General features: G+C 68.9%; 22 protein-coding genes. 14 read left to right on the forward strand and 8 right to left on the reverse strand.

What is annotated here, in order from left to right; all coding sequences use genetic code 11:
* Window positions 1–103 precede the first annotated feature (103 nt).
* Entirely contained in the window at window positions 104–325 is a 222-nt protein-coding gene (locus DS843_RS20285; RefSeq protein WP_149470645.1) for a DUF2061 domain-containing protein, read from the forward strand.
* 67 nt (window positions 326–392) lie between these two features.
* Here DS843_RS20285 and DS843_RS20290 read toward each other — a convergent pair whose 3' ends face one another.
* Together DS843_RS20290 and hutH are read right to left on the reverse strand one after the other, a co-directional pair.
* Entirely contained in the window at window positions 393–923 is a 531-nt protein-coding gene (locus DS843_RS20290) for a peroxiredoxin (RefSeq protein WP_149470646.1), read from the reverse strand.
* A gap of 110 nt (window positions 924–1,033) precedes the next feature.
* On the reverse strand, window positions 1,034–2,560 hold the full coding sequence (gene hutH, locus DS843_RS20295; protein WP_149470647.1) for a histidine ammonia-lyase: 1,527 nt from the start codon (window positions 2,558–2,560) through the stop codon (window positions 1,034–1,036).
* 254 nt (window positions 2,561–2,814) lie between these two features.
* Between hutH and DS843_RS20300 the strand changes: the two genes are divergently transcribed.
* Window positions 2,815–4,506: a type I secretion system permease/ATPase gene (locus tag DS843_RS20300; protein WP_149470648.1), complete on the forward strand. Its 1,692-nt coding sequence runs from the start codon at window positions 2,815–2,817 to the stop codon at window positions 4,504–4,506.
* A gap of 56 nt (window positions 4,507–4,562) precedes the next feature.
* Window positions 4,563–5,924 (forward strand): HlyD family type I secretion periplasmic adaptor subunit, encoded by a 1,362-nt coding sequence (locus DS843_RS20305; RefSeq protein ID WP_149470649.1) that lies wholly within the window; start codon window positions 4,563–4,565, stop codon window positions 5,922–5,924.
* Between the two features lie 91 nt (window positions 5,925–6,015).
* On the opposite strand, the gene DS843_RS20310 is transcribed toward DS843_RS20305, so the two are convergent.
* Both DS843_RS20310 and DS843_RS20315 read right to left on the reverse strand, forming a co-directional pair.
* Window positions 6,016–6,522 carry a response regulator gene (locus tag DS843_RS20310; RefSeq protein WP_149470650.1) on the reverse strand — a complete coding sequence of 169 codons (507 nt, stop codon included), beginning with the start codon at window positions 6,520–6,522 and terminating at the stop codon, window positions 6,016–6,018.
* A 164-nt stretch (window positions 6,523–6,686) separates the two neighbouring features.
* Window positions 6,687–7,448, reverse strand: a complete 762-nt coding sequence (locus DS843_RS20315) for a hypothetical protein (protein WP_149470651.1) — start codon at window positions 7,446–7,448, stop codon at window positions 6,687–6,689.
* Between the two features lie 201 nt (window positions 7,449–7,649).
* Between DS843_RS20315 and DS843_RS20320 the strand changes: the two genes are divergently transcribed.
* The gene (locus DS843_RS20320; RefSeq protein WP_149470652.1) at window positions 7,650–9,071 is read left to right on the forward strand and encodes a hypothetical protein; all 1,422 of its coding nucleotides are present in this window, start codon (window positions 7,650–7,652) and stop codon (window positions 9,069–9,071) included.
* A 74-nt stretch (window positions 9,072–9,145) separates the two neighbouring features.
* On the opposite strand, the gene DS843_RS20325 is transcribed toward DS843_RS20320, so the two are convergent.
* Window positions 9,146–9,925, reverse strand: a complete 780-nt coding sequence (locus tag DS843_RS20325; protein WP_149470653.1) for an alpha/beta fold hydrolase — start codon at window positions 9,923–9,925, stop codon at window positions 9,146–9,148.
* 139 nt (window positions 9,926–10,064) lie between these two features.
* On the opposite strand from DS843_RS20325, the gene murJ reads away from it, so the two are divergent.
* Window positions 10,065–11,648: a murein biosynthesis integral membrane protein MurJ gene (gene murJ, locus DS843_RS20330; protein WP_286192208.1), complete on the forward strand. Its 1,584-nt coding sequence runs from the start codon at window positions 10,065–10,067 to the stop codon at window positions 11,646–11,648.
* Between the two features lie 21 nt (window positions 11,649–11,669).
* On the opposite strand, the gene DS843_RS20335 is transcribed toward murJ, so the two are convergent.
* Window positions 11,670–12,512 (reverse strand): sulfurtransferase, encoded by an 843-nt coding sequence (locus DS843_RS20335; RefSeq protein ID WP_149470654.1) that lies wholly within the window; start codon window positions 12,510–12,512, stop codon window positions 11,670–11,672.
* Window positions 12,513–12,707: 195 nt separating this feature from the next.
* Between DS843_RS20335 and fliN the strand changes: the two genes are divergently transcribed.
* Both fliN and DS843_RS20345 read left to right on the forward strand, forming a co-directional pair.
* Window positions 12,708–13,010, forward strand: coding sequence for a flagellar motor switch protein FliN (fliN, locus tag DS843_RS20340; protein WP_149470655.1), 303 nt, complete (start codon window positions 12,708–12,710; stop codon window positions 13,008–13,010).
* Between the two features lie 276 nt (window positions 13,011–13,286).
* Window positions 13,287–14,519 carry a diaminopropionate ammonia-lyase gene (locus DS843_RS20345; protein WP_149470656.1) on the forward strand — a complete coding sequence of 411 codons (1,233 nt, stop codon included), beginning with the start codon at window positions 13,287–13,289 and terminating at the stop codon, window positions 14,517–14,519.
* A gap of 30 nt (window positions 14,520–14,549) precedes the next feature.
* Here DS843_RS20345 and DS843_RS20350 read toward each other — a convergent pair whose 3' ends face one another.
* The gene (locus tag DS843_RS20350) at window positions 14,550–14,822 is read right to left on the reverse strand and encodes a hypothetical protein (protein WP_149470657.1); all 273 of its coding nucleotides are present in this window, start codon (window positions 14,820–14,822) and stop codon (window positions 14,550–14,552) included.
* Window positions 14,823–15,006: 184 nt separating this feature from the next.
* Here DS843_RS20350 and DS843_RS20355 point away from each other — a divergent pair, with 184 nt between their 5' ends.
* Window positions 15,007–16,218, forward strand: coding sequence for an aminotransferase (locus DS843_RS20355; protein WP_149470658.1), 1,212 nt, complete (start codon window positions 15,007–15,009; stop codon window positions 16,216–16,218).
* A 6-nt stretch (window positions 16,219–16,224) separates the two neighbouring features.
* Here DS843_RS20355 and DS843_RS20360 read toward each other — a convergent pair whose 3' ends face one another.
* Window positions 16,225–16,890 (reverse strand): ATP-dependent Clp protease proteolytic subunit, encoded by a 666-nt coding sequence (locus DS843_RS20360; protein WP_149470659.1) that lies wholly within the window; start codon window positions 16,888–16,890, stop codon window positions 16,225–16,227.
* A 281-nt stretch (window positions 16,891–17,171) separates the two neighbouring features.
* Between DS843_RS20360 and DS843_RS20365 the strand changes: the two genes are divergently transcribed.
* The 6 genes from DS843_RS20365 (at window position 17,172) to DS843_RS20390 (ending at window position 23,428) form a co-directional block, all read left to right on the forward strand.
* Window positions 17,172–17,897 (forward strand): CE1 family esterase, encoded by a 726-nt coding sequence (locus DS843_RS20365; RefSeq protein WP_167525378.1) that lies wholly within the window; start codon window positions 17,172–17,174, stop codon window positions 17,895–17,897.
* A 103-nt stretch (window positions 17,898–18,000) separates the two neighbouring features.
* A complete protein-coding gene (locus DS843_RS20370; protein ID WP_149470661.1) occupies window positions 18,001–18,855 on the forward strand; it encodes an ABC transporter ATP-binding protein in 855 nt (284 codons plus the stop codon).
* A gap of 13 nt (window positions 18,856–18,868) precedes the next feature.
* Window positions 18,869–19,678 carry an ABC transporter permease gene (locus tag DS843_RS20375; RefSeq protein WP_149470662.1) on the forward strand — a complete coding sequence of 270 codons (810 nt, stop codon included), beginning with the start codon at window positions 18,869–18,871 and terminating at the stop codon, window positions 19,676–19,678.
* Between the two features lie 35 nt (window positions 19,679–19,713).
* Window positions 19,714–20,733, forward strand: coding sequence for an ABC transporter substrate-binding protein (locus DS843_RS20380; protein ID WP_149470663.1), 1,020 nt, complete (start codon window positions 19,714–19,716; stop codon window positions 20,731–20,733).
* Between the two features lie 121 nt (window positions 20,734–20,854).
* On the forward strand, window positions 20,855–21,286 hold the full coding sequence (locus tag DS843_RS20385) for an ArsC/Spx/MgsR family protein (RefSeq protein ID WP_149470664.1): 432 nt from the start codon (window positions 20,855–20,857) through the stop codon (window positions 21,284–21,286).
* Between the two features lie 51 nt (window positions 21,287–21,337).
* The gene (locus DS843_RS20390; RefSeq protein ID WP_167525379.1) at window positions 21,338–23,428 is read left to right on the forward strand and encodes a hybrid sensor histidine kinase/response regulator; all 2,091 of its coding nucleotides are present in this window, start codon (window positions 21,338–21,340) and stop codon (window positions 23,426–23,428) included.
* Window positions 23,429–23,436 lie beyond the last annotated feature (8 nt).

Genomic DNA, 23,436 nt, shown 5'->3' on the forward strand with positions numbered 1-23,436 from the left:
TAGGGAACGGCTATCGAATTCTTCGGATCGTTCGATTGGACCCGTCACCGCCCTGCGGGCATGCTGAAGCTGGAGATAAACAGCGGCGACCGGGAGTTCCGTGATGACCAAGACCTTCAGCTTCGCCTGCATCCACTTCACGGTGGCCTTTACGGTCGGCTATCTGATGACCGGCAGCATCGCGGTGGGCGGCGCCCTGGCGTTGGTGGAGCCGCTGTGCAACACGGTGGCCTATCACCTGCACGAGCGGGCTTGGGCGGCCCATGAGCGCCGCAAGGCGGAGGCGGCGGAGGAGCGCGTGGAGGGGACTGCGGTTCCGGCTTGAAGGGAGTGGGAATGATTCCCTCTCCCCAGAGGGGAGAGGGTTGGCGAGCGGTGCGAGCCGCGACGGCTCAGCGCGAGCGCAGGTAGGCCAGCACCGTTTCCGGAGCGGATTCACCGTAGGGGTCGCCGCCCTGGCCGGCGTCGTTGATGCCCGGCTCCTCGAACAGCTTCTCGATCACGCCGTCGGTCACGACCATCGCGTAGCGCCAGCTCCGCATGCCGAAGCCGACATGGTCCTTGTTGATCAGCATGCCCATGCGCCGGGTGAAGTGGCCCGAGCCGTCCGGGATCAGCTTCACGTTCTGCAAGCCCAGATGCTTGCCCCACTGGTACATCACGAAGGCGTCGTTGACGCTGATGCAGTAGACCTCGTCCACGCCCAGGTCACGGATCTCCGGATAGAGCTTGTCATAGGTCGGCACCTGCTGGTTGGAGCAGGTCGGCGTGAAGGCGCCGGGCAGCGAGAAGACCACGACGCGCTTGCCGGCGAACAGGTCATCGCTGTTCACGTCCTGCCAGCGGAACGGGTTGGGGCCGCCGATGCTCTCGTCGCGCATGCGGGTCTTGAACACGACCGAGGGGACTTTGCGTCCTTCCATGATGGTCTCCGGATCGAAGTGAAGCGGTTGGGGAGGGATGGGCCGAACCTTAACCCTTCAACGGATTGACGAAAACCGGCTGGGGCCGCCTGCGCGGTCTTGTCTCAGGATCAGGGCAGAAGTTCCGACGCGAAGGGCCGGAAGGCCCCCTCCGTCACCAACCGCTTCGCCGCCGCGATGTCCGGAGCCATCGCGCGGTCCTCCGTCCAGACGGCCACGCGGGCGCGCAGCAGGGCGCGGGCACGCTCCAGCGCGGGGGAGGAGGCGAGCGGCGCCCGCAGGTCGATCCCTTGCGCCGCGGCCAGCAGCTCCACCGCCACGATGCCCGCCAGATTGTCGGCCATGTCCGACAGGCGGCGGGCGGCGTGGGTCGCCATGCTCACATGGTCCTCCTGGTTGGCGGACGTCGGCAGGCTGTCCACGCTGGCCGGATGGGCCATCTGCTTGTTCTCGCTGGCCAGCGCCGCGGCGGTGACCTGGGCGATCATGAAGCCGCTGTTCAGACCGCCGTCGGCCACCAGGAAGGGCGGCAGTCCGGACAGGTGGGTGTCCATCAGCAGCGCGATCCGCCGTTCCGACAGAGCGCCCGTCTCGGCGATGGACAGAGCCAGCACGTCGGCGGCCATCGCCACCGGCTCCGCGTGGAAATTGCCGCCGGACAGGATGTCGCCGCTGTCCGGGAAGACCAGCGGGTTGTCGGAGACGGCGTTCGCCTCCCGCTCCAGCACGCCTGCGGCGAAGCGCAAATGGTCCAGCACCGCCCCCATCACCTGCGGCTGGCAGCGCAGGCTGTAGGGGTCCTGCACCGTCTCGTGCCCCTCCCGGTGGGAGTCGCGGATGCCGCTGCCCTGGAGCAGGGAACGGTAGAGCGCGGCCACGTCGCGCTGGCCCGGCTGGCCGCGCAGGTCGTGGATGCGCGCGTCGAACGGCCCGTCGCTTCCCAGGGCGGCGTCCACGCTGAGCGCCCCGGCGACCAGAGCGGCGGCGAACCCGTCCTCCGCCGCGAACAGCCCGGCCAGCCCCAGCGCCGTGGACACCTGCGTGCCGTTCAGCAGGGCCAAACCCTCCTTGGCCTCCAGCGCCAGCGGCGACAAGCCGGCGCGGACGAGCGCCTCGGCGGCGGGCAGCCGTTCGCCGTCCACGTCGGCTTCCCCTTCGCCGATCAGGACGCCGGTCAGATGGGCCAGCGGCGCCAGATCGCCGGACGCGCCGACCGAGCCCTTCGCCGGCACCACCGGCAGGACACCGCGGTTGTAGAGGGCCAGCAGCGCCTCGATCACCGCCATGCGCACCCCGGAATGACCGCGCGCCAGCGCGTTCACCTTCAGCGCCAGGATCAGCCGGACCACGCCCGGCGGCAGGTCCGGCCCGGTGCCGGCGCTGTGCGACAGGACCAGCCGCCGTTGCAGCTCCCGCACCTGATCCGGCGGGATTCGCTTCTTCGCCAGCAGGCCGAAGCCGGTGTTCACGCCATAGACCGCGCGCTCTCCGCCCGCCGCCTCCGCCACCGTTCGGGCCGAGGCGTCGATGGCGGCGCGGCAGCCGGGCGCCAGCGCCAGGACGGGCGGGTCCCGCAGGATTCGGCGCAAGTCGGGCAGGGTCAGATGGCCGGGGTCGATGGTCAGCGTGTCGGTCATTCAACGTTCCTTACGGCTGAGGGCGGCTTCGGAGAAAGCGGCAGTCCTTCACATGAGGTGCCGATGTTTCCTGCGCAAAGGGGGTGGTTTTCAGTGGCAATCCTGTGATGTCCCTCAATCTTCAGATTTCATTTACCAAAAACGCGCCAACTGACCTCGCCTGCATCCAGTGGGCACTGCTTCAAACGGTGACAATTGGAGGGCTGTAAATGCCTCGCCTGTTTTCTCGCGGGTCTGAAAAGGCCAATAAAGAAATGGCTCACGGGGGCCGCTATTTCTCCAGGGTACTCGTTGGTGCATTTATCTTCAGCGCCACCATCAATTTGTTGATGTTGGCGATGCCGCTTTATTCCCTTCAGGTATTCAGCCGCGCCATTCCGTCCGGCAACTTCGATACGCTCATCATGCTGACGGTGATCGCGGTGATCGCCCTGACGCTGAGCGCCGCCATGGAGACGTTCCGCGCGCGCATCCTGGCCCGCGCCGGCAACGCGCTGGAGGTCACCTGGCGGCGCCGGCTGACCGCCGACGTGCTGGACGCCTCGGGCCGGGGGCGTCCCGACACCGCCCCGGTCAGCGACCTCATGGAGGTCAAGGGCGCGATGAGCCGTCCGTCGCTGCCCGCCCTGATGGACCTGCCCTGGGTGCCCCTGTACGTCATCGGCATCTACCTGATCCACCCGCTGCTGGCCGTGATCCTGGTCGCCTCGATCGTCATCATGACGGCGCTCGGCTACATCAGCAACTGGGCGGTCCGCAACTTCGCCGACGACAGCAAGGCCCCGGCCAGCCGCTCGCAGCGCCTGTTCGACTCCCTGCTGTCCCGGTCGGACACGGTGCGCGGCCTGCGCATGGGGCCCAGCGCGCTGGACGCCGTGTCCCGCGACGCCATGACCACCTCCGCCCTCCAGGGCCGTTCGACGGAGCGCGCCGCCGCCATCGGCGCCTTCACCAAGTGGGTCCGCATGGTCCTCCAGATCGCGGTGACGGGCGTCGGCGCGTGGCTGGTGATCGAGCAGCACCTGTCCTTCGGCGGCATGATCGCCACCTCCATGCTGGTGGGCCGCGGCCTCGCCCCGGTGGAGCAGAGCGCCGGCGCCTGGGGCCAGATCCAGAAGTCCTGGCAGGCTTTCCGCCGCCTCTACCCGCTGCTGAAGCGCCTGTCCTTCGAGCAGGAGCGCCCGACGATCCCGGTGGAGCGCGAGCGCCTGACCGTCGAGAACCTGCTGTTCGTCTCCCCCCGCGACCAGAAGCCGATCCTGCGCAGCGTGACGCTGGCGGTCGAGCCGGGCCAGACGGTGTGCATCGCCGGTCCCAACCGCTCCGGCAAGTCGGTCCTGGCCCGCCTGCTGGCCGGCGTCGCCACCCCGTCGGCGGGCACGGTGCGGCTGGGCGGTCTGGCCGTCGCCTCGCTGAACCCGGAAACTCCGGAGCAGGGCATCGGCTACATGGCGCAGGGCGCGGATCTGCTGCCCGGCACCATCGCCGAGAACATCGCCCGCTTCACCGAGACGACGCGGGAGAAGGTCGAGGACGCCGCCAAGCGCGCCGGCATCCATTCCTGGATCGAGAGCCTGCCCGCCGGCTATGAGACCGAGGTGACCGACCCGCTGTTCCCGATCACCGGCGCCTCGGCCCGCCTGATCGCCCTGGCCCGTGCCGGCTACGGCCGCCCGTCGCTGATGGTTCTGGACGAGCCGTCCGCCGGCATGGACGAGATCGGCCACAAGGCGGTGCGCGACTTCATCACCGAGGCCAAGAACCGCGGCGTCACCACCATCGTGCTGACCCACTCCCCGGCCTTCGTCGACCTGTCCGACAAGACCTTCGTTCTGAAGAACGGCATGGCGGTGGAACTGCCGCAACGCCAGCAGGAGCAGCAGGGTCCGAACTGGAGCCGCCTGCGCAACATCGGCCCCGCGCCGGTGCAGAGCGCCGCCGGCTGACGCCGGACACTCCAGACCACACCCGAGCGACTTCCGGCGACCAAGGACCTTCTCCGATGACCGACACCACCACGAACACCTACAAGACGAAGACCATGACGTCGATCGGCGCGCTGCGCGCGCTGGTTCCCGACACCCGGGTCAGCGGGCTTCTTGCCGGCGGCTTCATGGTGCTGGCGGTGGGCTTCGGCGGGATGACCGCCTGGGCCGCCCTTGCCCCGCTGCACAGCGCCGTCATGGCGACCGGCGCGCTGGCCCCGGAAACCGGGCGCAAGATCGTGAAGCACACCGAAACCGCCCAGATCGAGGCGATCCTCGTCCGGGAAGGCGACAAGGTGAAGGCCGGTCAGGTCCTGGTGCGGCTGGACAGCACGGAGGCGGCGACCCGGCTCCAGGTGCTCAGCACCTCCTGGCTGGAGACGCAGGCCCTGGAAGCGCGCCTGACCGCGGAGCTGTTCGAGCAGCCCGCCATCGAGTGGCCGGAGGAACTGCTGCGCCGCCGCGGCACCGACCGCACGGTGGAAAAGCTGATGGGCAACCAGGAAACCCTGTTCCAGGTCCGCCGCAACCAGCTCGACACCGAAGCCAGCCTGACCAAGGAGCGCGCCGCCACGCTGCGCGAGGAGGGCAGGAGCCTTCAGGAGCAGCGGAAGTTCCTGGCCCGCGAGATCCAGCTCATCGAGGACGATCTGCGCATCACCCAGGGCCTGCTGTCGCGCGGCAACGCCACCCGCACCAAGCTGGTGGAGCAGCAGAAGGAAGAGGCGCAGCTCAAGGGCCGCGACCGCGAGCTTGAGGCCCGCATCGCCCAGGCCAACCAGGCCGCCGTCGATGCCGAGGGCGACCTGCTGCGCCGCCGCAACGACTTCCGGGAAAAGGTGCTGGTCGATCTGGAGAAGGCCCGCGGCGACGTGCTGCGCCTGGCCGAACAGATCCGCGACGCCGCCAACCGTCTGGAAACCCGCGCCATCAAGGCCCCGGACGACGGCACCGTCGTGATGCACAGCCATTGGGCCGTCGGCGGCACCATCACCGCGAACGAGCCGATCCTGGACATCATCCCGGACGACCGCGCCCTGCTGGCCGAAGTGAAGGTCCAGCCGAAGGACATCAAGTCGCTGACCGTCGATCTGCCGGTGAAGGTGCAGTTGACCGCCTATGACAGCCGCGTCGTCGGCTCGCTGGACGGCACGGTGACCTACGTGTCCGCCGACCGCGTGATGGACCCGATCACCCGGCAGGAATCCTACATCGCGCGGATCAAGCTGAAGGACAGCGACTCCCATCAGGTCCATAACCTGACCATCAAGCCGGGCATGCCGGTGGAGGCGCGCATCCTGCTGTCCGCCCGCACCCCGCTCGACTATCTGGTGCAGCCGCTGTCCCACTCCTACGTGAAGGCGTTCATTCAGGAGTAAGGAGCCGAAGCAGGTCGCTTCGCCGGAAAAAGGAAAGGGCGGCTTCCCACGGGGGAGGCCGCCCTTCCTTTTTGAGCGAAGCGGGTTGGGATCAGCCGCGCGGTCCGTGCAGGCGCCGGGCCGCGAGGTCCAGCGCCAGCTTCAACTGGGCCAGCGAATAGGGCTTGTTGACCACGCCCAGCGGGTAGGTCTCGGTGATGCGGGCCATGATCGCGTGGTTCGCGTAGCCGGACAGGAAGATGGAGCGGATGCCGTAGTTGGCGCGCAGGCGCCGCGCTGCCTCGATCCCATCGCCGCCGGCCAGCCGCACGTCCATCAGCGCCACGTCGGGCCGCTCGCGCCCGGCGATGGCCACCGCCTCCTCCTCCGTGCGGGCGGTGCCGCAGACGGTGTGGCCGAGATCCGTGACGGCCATGCCCACCGCCTCGGCGGCGAGGGCCTCGTCCTCCACGATCAGCAATCGCAACGGGCGGATCACCGCCGGGGCGTGGCGCCGGATGGAATCGCGGCGGTCCGTTTGGGCGGCCGGTCCGCAGCGGTGCCGCCGGTCCAGGCTGGACGCCGGTCGGGTCAGCGTATCCAAGTCTTCCTGTGCCATGACCACCACCCCCATGCGTCGCCGCAGGTGTTATTGGTAAAGAATCATTTACCAAATAAAGTGGTAATCACACCCATTTCGGAGTTCAAGGAAAATCGGTGTGACGCGGATTCGTTCGGTCGAGACGAGACTTTTCCGCAACAGTGTGGCGGGGACGTTGCGCCTCAGCGCTTGGGACGGCTCAACCAGTCCACATTGCCGTTGCGAGGGGAGGGGGCGGCGCCGTTCGCTCCGGAACCCTTGCGCCCGGACAGGGGCGAGAGCCAGGAGGAGGAGGGCGCCGCGTCCGGGCCGGGGTCCGGTGCCGCCGCGCGCTGTGGGGCCGGGGCCGGTGTCCTCGGCACGAAGGGCGACAGGACCGGCGGCGGCGTGGGCGGCTGGGGCGGGTCCTCCCGCGGCGGCTCGGCGGCGAAGGGCGGGGCGCGGTCGGCGGACGGGGGCGGCGCGTAGGTCTGGGGTGCGGTCGGCGGGGCGCCCTGGGGGCCTGTTGCCGCCGCAGCCGGGGGCGCCGCCGGGGGCGCTGACGGAACCGGTGCGGAAGGGTGGGCGCGCGGGGGATCGGCAACGGTCCGCGTGGGACGGTCGTCGTCGTCCACCGGGCCGGTCTGGGTGCTGATGCGCCGCGCCTCGTCACGGATGGACAGCAGGGTCGACACGGCGAACTGGAGGAGCGGAGCCATCTTCTCGGAGTCCGCCAGCTCCTCCGCCGTCATGGTGGCGAAGCGCTTGCGCACCTGTTCCACCGCGTCCTCGATGCTGTCGCGCAGGGCGCCGGTGTCCTGGAGGACGCGTTCCAAATCCTCCCGCAGGGCCGAGATCTCGCACGCCTGGCGCAGCTCGTGGAAGCCGATGGGCGTCCCCGGCGTCCGCCCGGAGTCGGCGGTCCGCTGATCCTGCGGGCGGAAATCATAGGGCATCTTCGCCAAAGGCCGGGCCCTATCCTGCAATCCTGCCGGAGACCAAGGAAGGTTGCCGTGTCACAGGTTTAATGCGGTTGAACATGGTTGGAAACCGTTTGCGCACCCCAATCGCTTGTACTATTTTTTCCGCGCCGGGGGGAACGGAATCCTGCGGTATCACAAATCCTACCCCACCCTTCCCAAAGCCACGCATGCCGGGTACTCACGGTGTCGATTGATCGCACGGAACTGGAACGGCTCCTTGCCGATCGTCCGACCGGAAACCGCTCGGCCATGCAGGCCGTCCGCGAAAGCTACGCCGACATCGGCCTGATGCGCGAACGCGGCCTGTCCTGGGCGGACATCTCCGACGTGTTGGCGAAGCTGGGCGTCACCGCCCGCGACAGCCAGCCGATCTCGCCCGTCACCCTGCGCTCCGCCTTCTTCCTGGTCGGCAACGAAGGCCGCGACGGTGCGGCGGACGGAGAGGAGGACGGCGCCACCACCCCGCGTGAAACGCTGGACGCGGTGCACCGCGCCGCCCTCGCCGCGGGCCAGCCGGCGGTCGCCGGGCCGGAGCCCGGGGAAGCGGAGCCCTTGCCCGCGGAAGAGCCCGTTCCCGAAGCGCAGGTGGAGCCCGAAAGCGTGCCGGAGCCGGAACCCGCCGCTCCGACGCCGCTGGTGACACCGGCCCCGCCGGCCCCGCCTACCCCGTTGGACGAACCGGCCCCGGTTCCCGAACCCTCCCTCACTCAGGCCCCGGTTTCCCAGGCGCCGATCTTTCAAACCGCAACTCCTCAAGACTCGACAACGAACAGACCCTGGAAAGGCGATCGCATGCTGGGCACCATCTTCGTTCTCAATGACCGCGGTGGCGTCGGCAAGACGCTGCTGTCCCATCACCTGATGGCAACCGCCATGCTCGAGGGCCTTCAGCTCAAGGTCGTCGAGTATGAGGTGAACGAGCGCCTGAACCGCCTGTTCGGCCCGGAGGTGGTCGAGCATCGCCGCATCACCCAGGACTTCATGAACATGATGGGGTCGGGCGACGGCTTCTACGAGTTCTGGGACATGATCGGGCCGGAGCTGCAGCGCGGCGGCCGCCTGTACGACTTCGGCGGCAACATCTCCCAGTGGTTCTTCAACTGGGCCGAGGTGTCGGGCTTCGACTATTACGTCGGCGAGGGCGAGCGGCTGACCTTCATGGTGCCGGTCACCGTCGATCTGGCCTCGCTCTCCACCGGCATGAACACGCTGGAGCGCATCGCCACCATCGCCCCGAAGGCCAAGCGCGTTCTGGTCGAGAACGGCTTCTCCGGTCCCTTCTCGCAGCTCGACGACAGCCAGTACGCCCGCCGCAAGGCGGAGATGGTGGAGCGCGAGGGCGTGGAGGTCATCTCCATGGCGCCCTGCACGGCCCCGGCCTGGGCGCGCCTGACCGGCCACCGCATCGACGAGGTGGCCCAGATGACCCGCGAGGATCTGGTGAAGCTGGGCATGACGCCGCCGGTCGCCTCCCGCTCGCTCATCATCATCCACGAGTGGCTGCGCACCATGCGGCAGGCTCTGTCGCCCTATCTGCGCGATGCCTTCAACCAGTCCGCTGGCCCCGCCGCCGGCAAGGCCGGGACTCGCCAGGGCGCGCTCTGACCGGACATCGCATCGCCGGTATGTGAGGAACGGGGGCCACCGCGGCCCCCGTTTTCTTTTGCCGTCGGACGCGTTTACGCGAAGGCTTCGATCAGCGCCGCGAACTCCTGCGGGCGTTCGGCGTGCAGCCAGTGGCCGGCGCCCTCGACCATCTCGATGGCGGCCTTGGGGAAATGCCGGCGGATGGCGGCGTGATGCTCCGGCAGGATGTAGTCGGACCGGGTGCCGCCGATGAACAGGGTGGGACCCTCATAGCGGGCGCCGCCCAGATCCGGGAAGCCGATCAGGTCCTCCATGCGGGCGCCGATGGCGTCGAGATTGATCCGCCAGTGGAACGTTCCCTGTTCCAGAACGAGATTCTGCAACAGGAAGGAGCGCAGGGGGGCCTCAGGCACCGCCTCCACCAACTGCGCCTCGACCTCCGACCGGCGGGTGCAGCCGTCCAGATTGGCCTGCTTCATCGCCGCCACGAAGGGGGCGTGGGTGTGGGTGTAGGCCACGGGCGCGATGTCGGCCACGGCCAGCCGCTCCACCCGCTCCGGATGGTTGAGCGCAAGCGTCATCGCCACCTTGCCGCCCATGGAATGGCCGACCACCGCGGCCCGCGCGAAGCCCCGGTCATCGAGGAAGCGCAGCACATCCTCGGCCATCGCCGGATAGGTCATCTCGTCCGACCAGGGGGCGCCGCCGTGGTTGCGCAGGTCGAGCGCGTAGACCCGGTGCCGCTCCGCGAAGCGCTTCGCCAGGGTCTGCCAGTTGCGCGCCGACCCGAACAGCCCGTGCAGGACCAGCAGAGGGGTGCCGCCGTTCGCTTCGCCGGCTTCCAGATAGGTGAGGGGAAGACCCTGGGCCATGGACATTCCGATTGTCTGAACGTGGGTGGAGGGATGTCGGGTGGGTGGCGATCCTAGCAGACCGCTTCCGCCGGGAGCCCTCAAATTCCACATGGGCCGGCATGCCGAAAGGCGTGACGCGGGCCGGGAAAACGCTAGGATGGCGCCGCCCATCAAAGGACCCGTACGCACCGTGCTCCGCAACATCCTGTCCGTCGGCGGGCTGACGCTGGTCAGCCGCGCCCTTGGCTTCCTGCGCGACGTGTTGACCGCCGCGCTGCTCGGCGCCGGGCCGGTGGCCGACGCCTTCTTCGTGGCGTTCCGGCTGCCCAACCATTTCCGCGCCCTGTTCGCGGAGGGGGCCTTCAACTCCGCCTTCGTGCCGTTGTTCTCCGCCAAGCTGGTGCAGGACGGGCAGGCCGCCGCCAAGCGCTTCGCCGAGGAGGTCATGAGCCTTCTTCTGGCGGTGCAGTTGCTGTTCCTGGCCGGCATCCTGGCGATCATGCCGCAATTCATGACGGTCTTCGCTCCGGGCTTCTCCGACGATCCGGAGAAGTTCCGGCTGGCCGTTCTGTTCACCAGCATCACCTTCCCGTATCTGCTGTTCATCTCGCTGGAATCGCTGCTGGCGGGCGTGCTGAACAGCATGGGCCGATTCGCGGCGGCGGCGGCGGCGCCGATCCTGCTGAATCTCTGCCTGATCGCCGCGATGGTCCTGGCCGCCCCGCTGATGCCCACGGTCGGTCACGCCCTGTCGTGGGGCGTCTTCGTCGCGGGGCTGGCGCAGTTCGCCTATCTCTACTGGGAGGCCAACCGCGCCGGGATGGGGCTGCGCCTGCCCTGGCCGCGATTCACGCCGGACGTTAAGCGCTTCCTGACGGTGCTGGGGCCGGCGGCTTTGGGTTCGGGCCTGACTCAGATCAACCTGTTCGTCGACACGCTGATCGCCACGATGCTGCCGACCGGGGCGGTGTCCTACCTCTACTACGCGGACCGGCTGAACCAGTTGCCGCTGGGCGTTATCGGGATCGCCGTGGGAACCGTTCTGCTTCCGGAAATGTCCAGGCGCATCAAGGGCGGGGACGAGCCCGGTGCGGTGGAGAGCCAGAACCGGGCGGTGGAACTGTCGCTGGTGCTGACCCTGCCAGCCGCCGCCGCCTTCCTGGTCGCCGGCCTGCCCATCGTGTCGGTTCTGTTCCAGCACGGCGCCTTCGGCCCGACCGACGCCGCGCAATCCGCCGCGACCCTTCAGGCCTACGCGCTGGGCCTGCCGGCCTTCGTGGTGATCCGCAGCCTCGTGAACGGCTTCTACGCCCGGCACGACACGGCGACTCCGGTGCGGGTGGCGCTGGCCGCGACGGCGGTCAACGTGGCGCTGAAACTGGCGCTGATGGGGCCGCTGGCGCAGGTCGGGCTGGCGGTGGCGACCTCCGTCGCCGCCTGGGTCAATGCCGGTCTGCTGGCGTGGCTGCTGACCCGGCGGGGCCTGTTCCGCGCCGACGCCCGGTTGATCCGCAACCTTCCGCGCATGGCCGTCGCGGCGCTCGCCATGGGCGGCACGCTGTGGCTGGTGCAGAACCAGCTTTCCTCCTGGCTCACCGCCCATGCCCTGTTCGAGCGGCTGGGCGGGCTGGTGCTTCTCGGCCTCGCCGGGCTGCTGGTCTATGCGGTGCTGGCTTTCGCGCTGGGCCTGCTGCGCCGGTCGGACCTCGGGCGGTTCCGCCGGCGCCGCAAGGGGGCGTGAGCCTTACGCCTCCGGTCCGTTCTATGCCGGCCCGTTCTTGAGGGGGCGGGCCGGATCGGCGGTCCATTCCGACATCGACCCGTCATAGAGCTTCACCCCGTCGATCCCCGCCAGTTCGCTGAGCGCGAACCAGGACACCGAGGCGAGGTGGCCGGTGTTGCAGAAGGTGGTCGGCGCGTTGCCCGCCCCGGCCCGGTCCGCCAGCGCCTTCACCGCCTCCCCGTCGAGGAAGCGCTTGTCGGCAGCGGAGTAGATGGTGCTGCTGTCGAACAGCGCCGCCCCCGGCAACGTGCCCGCGGCGCGCGCCTGCGGGCTCTTGGCCTTGCCCTCGAACTGCTCGGCGGAGCGGGCATCCAGCAGCGGCGCGGCGCCGTCCGCCACCGCCGCCTCCACGTCCGGCAGGGTGGCGCGCAGTCCGTCGCGGGGGGCCGCGGTGAAGGACGTTGCTGGACGGCTGGCGGCGGTCTGGACGACGGCGTTGGCAGGATCGGCGCTCCAGGCCGCGAACCCGCCGTCCAGAACCGATACGCGGTCGTGCCCCAGCGTCTTGAACGTCCAATAGACGCGGGTCGCGTTCCCCATGTCGGACGCGCTATGGCCGCTGGCGACCAGAACGACGTGATCCGCGTTGCCGATTCCCAGCCCGCCGATCAGCGCTTCCAGAAAGGCGGTGTCAGGCAGCAGGCCGGGAACGCCGTCCACCGTCGCGCGCCAGCCGGCCTTCGCATAGTCGGAATGGATCGAACCGGGGATGAAGCCGCCCGACGGCGGCGTCCGCACGTCGAGGATCACGAGGTTCGGGCGGCTGAGAGCGCCGTTCAGCCATGCGCTGTCCACCAGCGGGCGCGGGAAATCGGATGTCATGGGGCTGCCTTCGCTACCGGTTTCACGTCGGTCCGGCAGGGTATCAACACAAGTCCATACAGGAAAACCAAATCTGCACTGTTGTTTCCCATCCTTGTCGCAGGCGGCATCCACGCTCGGCGTTGCCCCGGCGCGCCTGGTGGAGTAACTCTTGTTGGTTGGAAGGGCCGTTGGCCCAGGGTGAAGGAGTGCGGCATGGCCAACATCGACGATCTGCTGGGCGCCAGCTCGTCCGACGACATGAGCAGCGACGCCTTCGCCATCGGTGACGCTCCGGTCGAGATCAAGGTGGTCATCGGCACCGCGATGCTGCGCGTCCGCGATCTGTTGAAGCTGGGCCGCGGCGCCGTCGTGGAGTTGGACCGGCACCTGAAGGACCCGACCGACGTCTATGTGGAAGGCGTCCTCGTCGCCCGCGGCGAGGTGGTGATCGTGGATGACAAGATCGGCGTCACCCTGACCGACTTCGTGAAATCCAGCCGCGAGTGGAAGCGCTGAGATTTTCCAGTCATTGTTGCGCAACCGGAATCCAAATGTTTTGAAAGCGGAACGGCATATTCCGGTAGCGAAATGACACATTGCGCATCCGGAACGTCTTGATCCGGTCGCGAAACGACCGCTGCGAAGTCTAAGCCTCCTCGCCGATCTGCTGGGAAGCTGACGCCAACGCGCCTTGTGACGCTTTGTCCGGGGACGACGCGCGCGGCTTGACGCGGCGTGGCCGGCAGTGCTTTCGTGATCGTGGCCGTCCTTGCGGCATGGAGAGCGAACACGATGCCCGACCTGCCGCCGCTTGGCACCCCGCGTCTCTTTTCGAACCCACGCGCCGACACGGACCTTGCCTACGGGTCCTCGGAACGGGCGATCCTGAGCCGCTCCGCCTTCCAGGACGCGATGGCGGAGATCGGCGCATGGCCGGGCTACGCTCCGACCCCATTGCGCTCCCTGACCGGACTGGCCCGCGCCGCCGGCATCGACCGGATCTGGTACAAGGACGAGAGCAGCCGCTTCAACCTGCACAGCTTCAAGGCGCTTGGCGGTGCCTACGCCGTGTTGCGCCTTCTGGTGCGCGAGGTGCAGGCCCGCGTTCCCGGCGTGCCGATGACCGCGTTGGATCTGGTGGTCGGGCGCTACGCCAAGGTGACCCGCGGCATCACCGTGACCACGGCGACCGACGGCAACCATGGCCGGTCCGTTGCCTGGGGTGCGCAGGTGTTCGGCTGCGGCTGCGTCATCTACATTCCCGGCAACTGCTCGCAAGGGCGGCAGCGGGCGATCGAGTCCTTCGACGCGCGGGTGGTCCGTGTGGCGGGCAACTACGACGACGCGGTCCGGCAGGCCGCGGCGGACGCGCGCGACCATGGCTGGCACGTCGTCTCCGACACCTCCTACACCGGCTACATGGACATCCCCCGCGACGTGATGCAGGGCTACACGGTGATGGTGGAGGAGGCGATCGGCCAACTCCCCGCCAGCGAGCGCCCGACCCACGTCTTCGTGCAGGGCGGGGTAGGGGCCTTGCCCGCCGCCGTCTGCGGTCATCTGTGGGAAAGCTGGGGCCGCCAGCGCCCGCGCTTCGTGGTGGTGGAACCGCAAGCCGCCGATTGCCTGTACCAGAGCGCCGTCGCGGGCCGTCCGGCGCCGTCCGAAGGCGATCTGGAGACGGTCATGGCGGGGCTCGCCTGCGGGGAGGTCTCGCTTCTGGCCTGGGCGATCCTGGAACGCGGGGCCGATGACTTCCTGACCATCCCCGACGACGCGGCGGTGGCGACGATGCGCCTTCTGGCCGAGGGGCGGCATGGCGGGCGGCCCATCGTGGGCGGGGAATCCGGCGTCGCCGGTTTGGCCGGCCTGCTCTGCGCCGCGGCGGACCCGGCCACGCGCGCCAGCCTGGGGCTCGCGCCGGACGCCCGCGTTCTGGTCTTCGGATCGGAAGGGGCGACCGACCCCGAGGTCTACGAATCCCTGGTGGGCCGCAAGCCCGACGAGGTGCTGGGCGGCGCCTGACCGCCCGGCGGGGAAAGGGGAACTGCCGCCTTACTCCGCGGCGGGCGGAACGGCGGCGATGCGCGTCGGCACGAGGGCGGCCAGGATGCGCCCCTGGTCGTCCAGCCGCTTCTCGAAGCCGTCGAGGCGGGTGTTCATCACCTTCAGCTCCGACTTGACCATCATCATGTCGAACTTGAGGGCTTCCACATCGGCCTTCAGCCCGTTCATGTCGGCCTTCAGACCGCTGACGTCGTGGGCGGTGCCTTCGACGATGCCGATCAGTTTGTGAAGCAGCGGCTTCAGGTCGTCGTTGTCGGCCATGGGGTCCTGCCTTCGTCGCGCCGCGGTGGCGGTGTGGGTTGAGTTTACCAGAGGCGATGCACGCCGTGAAGCGGCCTTCCCATTCATGCGTCTTCGGGCCGCTCTGATCCCTTGCGCGAGCCCGGCGGGGCGGTCCACCATGGCACCCCATGAAAATCGGACCTCGCAGACTGGACATCAGGGAATGGACCGCAGAGACGTCAACCCGCTCGTCGCCGCCACGGAGGCCCCGCCCATCGCCGAGGCATGGCGCTGGGTGGAGGGCCGCAGCTTTCCGGCGGACAAGCCGCTGATCGACCTCTGTCAGGCGGTGCCCGGCTATCCGCCCGCCGACGCGCTGACCGCCCATCTGGCCGAGCAGGTGCGGGCGCCGGACACGGCGCGCTACACCGCCATCGACGGCATCCCGCCGCTGACCGCCGCGCTGGCCCGGCGCACCGGCTCGCTTTACGGCGCGGACGTCGCGGCAAACGAGGTGCTGATCACCGCCGGCTGCAACCAGGCCTTCGCCGTCGCGGTCATGGCGCTGGCGCGGGCCGGGGACAACGTGATCCTGCCGGCGCCCTGGTACTTCAATCACAAGATGACCCTGGACATGCTGGGCATTGAGGCCCGGCCCCTGCCGCTGCGGGAGGAGAACGGCCTGATCCCCGACCCGGCGGAGGCCGAAGCGCTGATCGACGCCGGCACCCGCGCGCTGGTTCTGATCTCCCCGAACAACCCGACCGGGGGCATCGCGTCGCCCGACGCCATCGCGGCGCTGAACGAACTGTGCGAGCGGCGCGGCGTGAAGCTGCTGCTCGACGAGACCTACCGCGACTTCCCGGAGTGGGAGGGGCGGGCGCCGCACGGGCTGTTCCAGAGGCCGGGCTGGCAGCGGACTTTGGTCCAACTCTACAGCTTTTCCAAGGTCTACAGCCTCGCCGGATACCGGGTGGGCGCGGTGATCGCCGACGCGGGGCTGCTGACCCACGCGCGCAAGGTGATGGATTGTCTGGCCATCTGCGCCCCGCATATCGGGCAGAAGGCGGCGCTGTTCGGGCTGGAGAATTTGGACGGCTGGGTGGCGGAGAAGCGCGCCGACATCCTGGCCCGTGTCCATGCCTTCCAATCGGCGATGGAGGCCAGCGGCACCCGCTACCGCATCGCCAGCATCGGGGCCTATTTCGCCTATGTCCGGCATCCCTTCGCCGGAAAGCGCGCCCACGCGGTGGCTGAAGGGCTGGCGCGCGATCACAACATCCTCTGCCTGCCCGGTTCCATGTTCGGTCCCGGCCAGGACGATTACCTGCGCTTCGCCTTCGCCAACGTGGACGCGGCGGTCATGCCGGAGATCGCGCGGCGCCTGGTCGAAAGCGAAAGTGTCGAAAGCGAACGTGTGGAAAGCAAAGCCTAAGGACGGTCAGCGGATCAGGTGGGTGACGATGTTCGCGCCCACCGCCGTCAGATGGTCGGCGCGGTCGCGGTAGTCGAGGCTGCCGGAGAAGCCACCGGCGGCCCGCACCCGCTCGATCCAGGCGGGGGCCGCGCCCAGCGCGACCAGGCGCTTCACCATCTGGTCGGTGGAGCGCAGCGTCATGCGGCCGTTCTCGGCCAGACGCGGGGCATGGACCATGAATTCGGCGGTCGGTGCGGCATAGCGCGGGTAGCCGGCCAGATAGAGGCCGACGCACATGCTCTCGCAGGACTGGCCACCGACCACGCGGGTGGCGACCGGACGGCCCGCACGCCGCTCCGCCAGCACCAGATCGATCATGCGGTAGCCGGCGGTCGTGAAGCCGCCGGGGCTGGACAGTTCGACCACCACCGGCTGGCCCGTCGGCACGCTGCGCAGCGCGTCGGTGAAGCGCTGCTCCACGCCCGGCGTGATGATCCCGTCCAGACGCAGCGTGGTGGAGTTCACCTGATCGACCCGGACCAGGGTGGCGTCGGGAAACTCCGCCGAGACAGGCGGGGGCGCCGGGTTCGGACGGTTCACGGACAGGCTGTCGGCGGTCGCGGCCCCCGAAGAGCCGATGGCCAGCAGCATTCCCAGAACCACCATGCGTGCAGTCGCGCGAACCGGCATAGAAACCTCCTTGATCTGTGAAGGAGGGTGCCGGGAAATGCTTGCGTGATGGTTAACGCCAAGCCTGTCCGAAAGTGCAACGTCCTCCGCCACAGGCTGTTCTTGGAGGAACTCGGTCGTTCGGGCTGTGAATGGTGAAACAATTTTGCGCATTTTGCGCCGTGGCCGCGCTGGTTCTGTGGGTGCCTCCGGGCTTATCGGCAGAATTGGTTAATAATGTGGCGGCGCAGCAAACATCTCGCGGCTGCGGTGCGACACCCGCGGCGGGGCCGCCGGACCATGTGACCCTGGACGGGACGGCGCGCGGTCTGATCGTGGCCGTGCCGGCGGACTACCGCCCCGACCGCCCGCACAGCCTCGTCGTCGCCTTCCACGGGCGAACCAACAGCAACGCGGAGGTGCGGCGCTACTTCGATCTGGAGCGGCACGCGGAGGAACCGGCGATCGTCGTCTATCCCGCCAGCCTGAAGGACGCGCGCGGGCTGAACGTCTGGGCCGATCCCGGCGATCCGCCGGACCGGCTGCGGGATTTCCGCCTGTTCGACGCCGTCCTGGAGACTATGGCGGCGACCTATTGTCTGGACATGGGCCGGGTGTTCGTGGTCGGACACTCTCTGGGCGGGTCCTTCGCCAACAGCCTCGCCTGCGCGCGGGGCGGCGTGATCCGCGGGCTGGCCAGCGTCGGGGGAGGCTCGGCGCGCGCCGGGGAGTGCGGCGGGCCGGTGGCCGCCATGGTCCTGCACAACCCGCGCGACGAACAGGTGCCGGTGTCCGAAGGCTTGCGCCTGCGCCGCGCGCTGCTGGCCCAGGACGGGCTGCCCACGGGAAGCGAGCCGGACGAGCCGCACCGCTTCAACTGCCGCCGCTATGGCACGGAGGCGGAAGCCAGCCCGGTGCTGTGGTGCCCGCTGGCCGACGACCGGACGCGCAGCGGACGCTTCTATCCCCATCAATGGCCGCAGGGCGTGGGCAAGGCGATCATGGAGTTCTTCGCTCGGCTCGGGTAAGTTTTCATGGTTGGTGCGGGCAATTGTTCGTTGCGCCCATTGCCGCCGCCGCTCCATTCCGCCAAGATGCTTTCAAAACGAACTTCAGGGATGGAACGCATCGATGTCGGAAAGCGCCGCCGTGGCGGTCGCCCTGCGGACGGAGGGGGCGGACAAGGCCGCGCTCCGCCTGGAGGGCGTGACCTGCACATTTCCATCGCCCGACGGGCGCGGACGCAGCTACACGGCGGTGCAGGGCGTGACCCTGTCGGTCGCCGCGGGGGAGTTCGTGTCCATCGTCGGGCCGACCGGCAGCGGCAAATCCACGATCCTGAACGTGGCGGCGGGTCTGCTCGCCCCCAGCGCCGGGCGCGCCTTGGCCTTCGGGGAGCCGGTCGACGGCATCAATCCGCACGCTGGCTATATGTTCCAGGCCGACGCGCTGATGCCCTGGAAATCGGCGCTCGAGAATGTGGCGGCCGGGCTGGAGTTCCGCGGGGTGCCGCGGCGCGAGGCGGAGGAGCGGGCACGCCCCTGGCTGACCCGCGTCGGCCTGGACCGCTTCGGCGACCGCTACCCCCACCAGCTTTCGGGCGGCATGCGCAAGCGCGTGGCGCTGGCCCAGACGCTGATCGTCGATCCGAAGATCGTTCTGATGGACGAGCCCTTCTCGGCGCTCGACATCCAGACGCGGCAGTTGATGGAGAACGAGTTACTGGACCTCTGGTCGGCGGACCGCAAATCGGTGGTCTTCATCACCCACGACCTGGAGGAGGCCATCTCCATGTCCGACCGGGTGCTGGTGCTGTCCGCCGGCCCCGGCGCCCGACTGATCGGCGAGTACCGGGTGGATCTGGAGCGCCCGCGCGACGTGGCGGAGATCCGCATGACGCCGCGCTTCCTCGACCTGCACCGGGAGATCTGGGGGCAGCTTCGCGAGGAAGTGCTGAAGGGCTACGCCCAGACAAAGCTGACGTGAGCGAGGACCTCATATGGCCGTGGCCCGTGTGAAACGCCTGCCGAGCCGCCCGGTGATCCTGCTGTTGCAGGTGGCCGTGCTGATCGGCTTCTTCCTGCTCTGGCACGTCCTGACCGCGACGAAGATCCTGAGCCCCTTCTTCTTCGGCACGCCGCTGGCGGTGCTGGAACGCACCTGGAACGACTTCGCGTCCGGCGTGATCTGGTACCATCTGGGGATCACGCTTCTGGAAACCGCGCTGGCCTTCGCCATCGGCACCATCGCGGGCATCGCCTTCGGCTTCTGGTTCGCCAGGGCACCCTTGGTCTCCATCGTGTTCGACCCCTACATCAAGGCGGTCAACGCGCTGCCCCGCGTGGTGCTGGCGCCGATCTTCGCGCTGTGGCTGGGGCTCGGCATCTGGTCGAAGGTGGCGCTGGGGGTGACGCTGGTCTTCTTCATCGTCTTCTTCAACGTCTATCAGGGCGTGAAGGAGGTCAGCCCCGTCGTTCTGGCCAACGCGAAGATGCTGGGGGCGAACAACCGGCACCTGTTCCGGCACGTCTATCTGCCATCGGCCCTGTCCTGGGTCTTCTCCAGCCTGCACACCGCGGTCGGCTTCGCCATGGTCGGCGCGGTGGTCGGCGAGTATCTGGGCTCCGCCGCCGGGCTCGGCTACCGCATCCATCAGGCGGAGGGGGTGTTCGACACGGTCGGCGTCTTCTCCGGCATGCTGGTGCTGACGATCTTCGTCGTGGTGATCGACGCCGTCGTGACCGTGATCGAGAAACGCCTTCTGCACTGGCGCCCGCAGGAGGCGCAGACGACCAACGCGCAGGGATGACCGCGCGATAGCGAAAAAACCTTGGGAGGAACGACATGCGTTTGAAAAGCGTGATCGCCGCCGCGGCGGTGGTCCTGGCCTTCGGGATTGGCGGGGCGAACGCCCAGCAGGTGGAGAAGAAGGACCTGAAGCTGGCGGTCGGCGGCAAGCCGCTGCTCTATTACCTGCCGCTGACGGTGGCGGAGCGGCTCGGCTACTTCAAGGAGGCCGGGCTGAACGTCGAGATCAACGACTTCGGCGGCGGCGCCAAGAGCCTCCAGGCGCTGATCGGCGGCTCGGCGGACATCGTGACGGGCGCCTACGACCACACGGTGCAGATGCAGGCCAAGGACCAGCCGATCACCGCCGTCGTGCTGCTGGGCCGCTATCCGGGCATCGTGCTGGCCTCGGTCAACAAGGCCGGCACGATCAAGTCGGTGCAGGAATTGAAGGGCAAGAAGATCGGCGTGACCGCTCCCGGCTCCTCCACCAACTTCATGGTCAATTATCTGCTGACCCAGAACGGCATGACGCCGGAGGACGTGTCCTTCATCGGCGTCGGCGGCGGTCCCAGCGCGGTCGCGGCGGTGAAGCGCGGCGAGATCGACGCCATCGCCAACCTCGACCCTGTCATCAGCCAGCTTGAGGCCGACGGCGACGTGACCCCGATCGCCGACACCCGGACGGAGAAGGGCACGCTGGAGACCTACGGCGGCCCGTACCCGGCGGCGGTGCTCTACACCACGCCGGCCTTCATCAAGGAGAACCCGAAGACGACGCAGGCGCTGGTCGACGTGTTCGTCCGGACGCTGAAATGGCTGGATCAGGCCAAGACGGAGGACGTCCTGAAGATCCTTCCGCCGGAATACTTCCTCGGCAACCAGACGCTCTACGCCCAGGCGTTCGAGCATTCGAAGCCCACCTATTCGCCGGACGGCCGCTTCTCCCAGGAAGGGGCGGAGGCCGCCTACAAGGTGCTGAAGGCGTTCGACAAGGCCGTGGCCGCGACGAACATTGACCTGTCCAAGACCTACACCAACGCCTATGTCGAGGAGTCGCTGAAGCGGATCAAGTGACCGGCGAACAGCCGGTCCGCTCGACAATCCGGGGGTGCGACGTTCCGTCACCGGCGCCCCCGGTCTCCGCGCCGGTAGACTGGACCTAATTCGTCCTGTTTCGATGCGGAGCACCAACCCCATGACGGAAGTGATCTTCTACGGTCTGTCCGGCTGCACGGCGAACGCCAAGCAGAAGCTTCAGCTTCAGGCCGCCGGCCATTCGCTGGTCGAGCGCGATCTGGCCGCGGAACCCTTCACCGCCGAAACCCTGCGACCCTTTTTCGAGGGCCGCCCGGTCGAGGACTGGTTCAACCGCCGCGCCGCCGCCGTGAAGACCGGGGCGGTCAAGCCCGACGAGTTGGACGAGGAGTCGGCCTTGGCCGCGCTGCTGGCCGACCGCGACCTGATCCGCCGCCCGCTGCTCCAGGTCGGGGCGGACCGCAAGGCCGGCTTCGACCCCAACGCGCTGCACGCCTGGATCGGCCTGACCGCCTCCGGCGAGACCTGCGACGACAAGCATTCCCGCGGCGTCTGCGACCACGGCCATCACCATTTCCCGAAGCAGGGCTGACCGCGGAATCAACTGGCGGGAGGACCGCGGTGAATGGTTGAATGCCGGACCATGGACCGGCCCAATCACGAGCTTGCGGAACTCCTCGTCAGCCTGGACGCGCGGCTGTCCGCCGCGCGGTCCGGCGATCTGGTCCATGCGCGGGAGCCGCTGCGGGCCTTGCGCGACCGGCTGAACGCCGTTCTGGACGATCCCCCAAAGGAAGAGGGCGAGGCCCATTTCCGCTCCCTTCTCGCCGACGCCATCGGCTGCGTGTCGGAAGGCTTCGTGCTGTTCGGTGCGGACGGGCGGCTGGTGCTGTGCAACGACCGCTACCGCGCCGCCTATCCGCTGCTGTCCGACCATCTGGTGCCCGGCGTCCGCTTCGCCGACCTGCTGCGGGTCGCGGTGGAGCGGGGTGCGGCCGGCGACGATCTGGGCGACCCGTCCGACTGGATCGCCGAGCGTCTGAACCGCCACATCGGCGGCGGGCCGCCGACCGACCACCAGCTCGGCGACGGGCGCTGGTACCGCATCAGCGAGCACGCCACCCGCTTCGGCGGGGTCGTCAAGATCCTCACCGACATCACGGAACTGAAGCGTCACGAGGAGGCGCTGGCCGACAGCGAGGCGCGCTACCGCCGGCTGGTGGAGATGGCGCCCTACGGCATCCTGATTTGGGACGGGCTGCGGGTGCGCTTCGCCAACCGCTCCGCCGCGGTGATCCTGGGCAACGCCGACCCCGGCGCCATGCTGCGCATCCCGCTGGTCGAGGCGACGGAGTTCGACGGGGTGCAACGCCTGTTCGATTGGCTGCCCCCGCCGGGCAGCGGCCCCGGTACCGCCGAGGAGGCTCCGCCGCCGGTCGAGGCCCGCTTCGTCACCGCGCAAGGCGCCCTGCGGGAGCTGGAGGTCGGAATCCATCCCTTCGCGGTGGAGGGGGAGGCGGCGTGGTTCCTCGTCCTCCATGACATCACCGGGCGCAAGCAGGCGGAGCGCGCGATTCAGCAGGCGCAGAAGATGCAGGCCATCGGCCAACTGGCCGGCGGCATCGCGCACGAGTTCAACAATATGCTGACCGCCATCGGCGGCTTCGCCCAAATGGCCCGCCGCGCCCCGCAGGACCGCCCGCGGGTCGAGCAGTGCCTGACCGAGATCGTCAAGGCCACCGACCGCGCCTCCGGCCTGACCGCGCAGCTTCTCAGCTTCGGGCGGCCCGGCCGGCCGGACGCGGTGCGGCCCGTGCGCGTCGGCGCGGTGGTCGACGACCTGCGCCGCTTCCTGGGGCCGACGCTCGGCGAGCGCCACCCGCTGCGGATCGGAGGGGACGGCGGCGGGGCGGTGGTGTGCATGGACCCCGGCCTGCTCCACCAATCGCTGGTCAACCTCGTCCTCAACGCGCGCGACGCCATGCCGGATGGCGGTCCGATCGCCATCGAGGTCCATCGGCCCGATGACGGCGGCGTGACCATCGCCATCATGGACACCGGATGCGGCATCGACCCGGCGGTGATCGACCGCATCTTCGAACCCTTCTTCACGACCAAGGAGCCGGGAGCCGGAACCGGTCTGGGGCTGGCGCTGGTCTATTCCACGGTCACGCGGGCCGGCGGTGCCGTGGATGTGGACACGGAGCCGGGCCGCGGCACCACCTTCACGCTGCGTCTCCCGGCGGACGGCGTGGCCGAACCGCCGGAGCCGGACGCCCCCGGCCTGGACGACGCCCTTCTTCCCGATGCCGGGGAGGAGGGGGCGGAGGGGATGTCCATGGCCGCCACCGTCCTGCTGGTGGAAGACGAGGCGCAGGTGCGCGACTTCATCCGCCTGACGCTGGAGGACATGGGCATGCGGGTGGTCTGCGCCGCCGACGGCACCGAAGCCCTGCGCGCCTACGCCGATCACGGCGGGGCCTTCGACCTGCTGGTGACCGACCTCGTGATGCCGCAGGTCGGCGGGGCGTCGGTGGCGCGCGCGTTGCGCCGGGAGAATCCGGACCTGCCGACCGTCCTGATGTCCGGCTACCCGCCGGAGACGGAACGTCTGGACGATCTGCTGGCCGGCCCGCTGGCCGGTCCGCAGGAAGACGGGCGCCGGATCGTCTTCCTGCGCAAGCCGATCGACCCGGACGCCTTGTCCGACGCGATCCACGCGCTGCTGATCTGACGGCGGGC

The sequence above is a fragment of the Roseomonas genomospecies 6 genome, assembly GCF_008365375.1.
Classification (GTDB): Bacteria; Pseudomonadota; Alphaproteobacteria; order Azospirillales; family Azospirillaceae; genus Azospirillum.

Excerpts from the sequence above, each read along its gene's own strand:
- DS843_RS20285 (WP_149470645.1), top strand. The coding sequence starts at position 104 with ATGACCAAGACCTTCAGCTTCGCCTGCATCCACTTCACGGTGGCCTTT.
- DS843_RS20290 (WP_149470646.1), bottom strand. The coding sequence starts at position 923 with ATGGAAGGACGCAAAGTCCCCTCGGTCGTGTTCAAGACCCGCATGCGC.
- hutH (WP_149470647.1), bottom strand. The coding sequence starts at position 2,560 with ATGACCGACACGCTGACCATCGACCCCGGCCATCTGACCCTGCCCGAC.
- DS843_RS20300 (WP_149470648.1), top strand. The coding sequence starts at position 2,815 with ATGGCTCACGGGGGCCGCTATTTCTCCAGGGTACTCGTTGGTGCATTT.
- DS843_RS20305 (WP_149470649.1), top strand. The coding sequence starts at position 4,563 with ATGACCGACACCACCACGAACACCTACAAGACGAAGACCATGACGTCG.
- DS843_RS20310 (WP_149470650.1), bottom strand. The coding sequence starts at position 6,522 with ATGGCACAGGAAGACTTGGATACGCTGACCCGACCGGCGTCCAGCCTG.
- DS843_RS20325 (WP_149470653.1), bottom strand. The coding sequence starts at position 9,925 with ATGGCCCAGGGTCTTCCCCTCACCTATCTGGAAGCCGGCGAAGCGAAC.
- murJ (WP_286192208.1), top strand. The coding sequence starts at position 10,065 with ATGGCGCCGCCCATCAAAGGACCCGTACGCACCGTGCTCCGCAACATC.
- DS843_RS20335 (WP_149470654.1), bottom strand. The coding sequence starts at position 12,512 with ATGACATCCGATTTCCCGCGCCCGCTGGTGGACAGCGCATGGCTGAAC.
- fliN (WP_149470655.1), top strand. The coding sequence starts at position 12,708 with ATGGCCAACATCGACGATCTGCTGGGCGCCAGCTCGTCCGACGACATG.
- DS843_RS20345 (WP_149470656.1), top strand. The coding sequence starts at position 13,287 with ATGCCCGACCTGCCGCCGCTTGGCACCCCGCGTCTCTTTTCGAACCCA.
- DS843_RS20350 (WP_149470657.1), bottom strand. The coding sequence starts at position 14,822 with ATGGCCGACAACGACGACCTGAAGCCGCTGCTTCACAAACTGATCGGC.
- DS843_RS20355 (WP_149470658.1), top strand. The coding sequence starts at position 15,007 with ATGGACCGCAGAGACGTCAACCCGCTCGTCGCCGCCACGGAGGCCCCG.
- DS843_RS20360 (WP_149470659.1), bottom strand. The coding sequence starts at position 16,890 with ATGCCGGTTCGCGCGACTGCACGCATGGTGGTTCTGGGAATGCTGCTG.
- DS843_RS20370 (WP_149470661.1), top strand. The coding sequence starts at position 18,001 with ATGTCGGAAAGCGCCGCCGTGGCGGTCGCCCTGCGGACGGAGGGGGCG.
- DS843_RS20375 (WP_149470662.1), top strand. The coding sequence starts at position 18,869 with ATGGCCGTGGCCCGTGTGAAACGCCTGCCGAGCCGCCCGGTGATCCTG.
- DS843_RS20380 (WP_149470663.1), top strand. The coding sequence starts at position 19,714 with ATGCGTTTGAAAAGCGTGATCGCCGCCGCGGCGGTGGTCCTGGCCTTC.
- DS843_RS20385 (WP_149470664.1), top strand. The coding sequence starts at position 20,855 with ATGACGGAAGTGATCTTCTACGGTCTGTCCGGCTGCACGGCGAACGCC.
- DS843_RS20390 (WP_167525379.1), top strand. The coding sequence starts at position 21,338 with ATGGACCGGCCCAATCACGAGCTTGCGGAACTCCTCGTCAGCCTGGAC.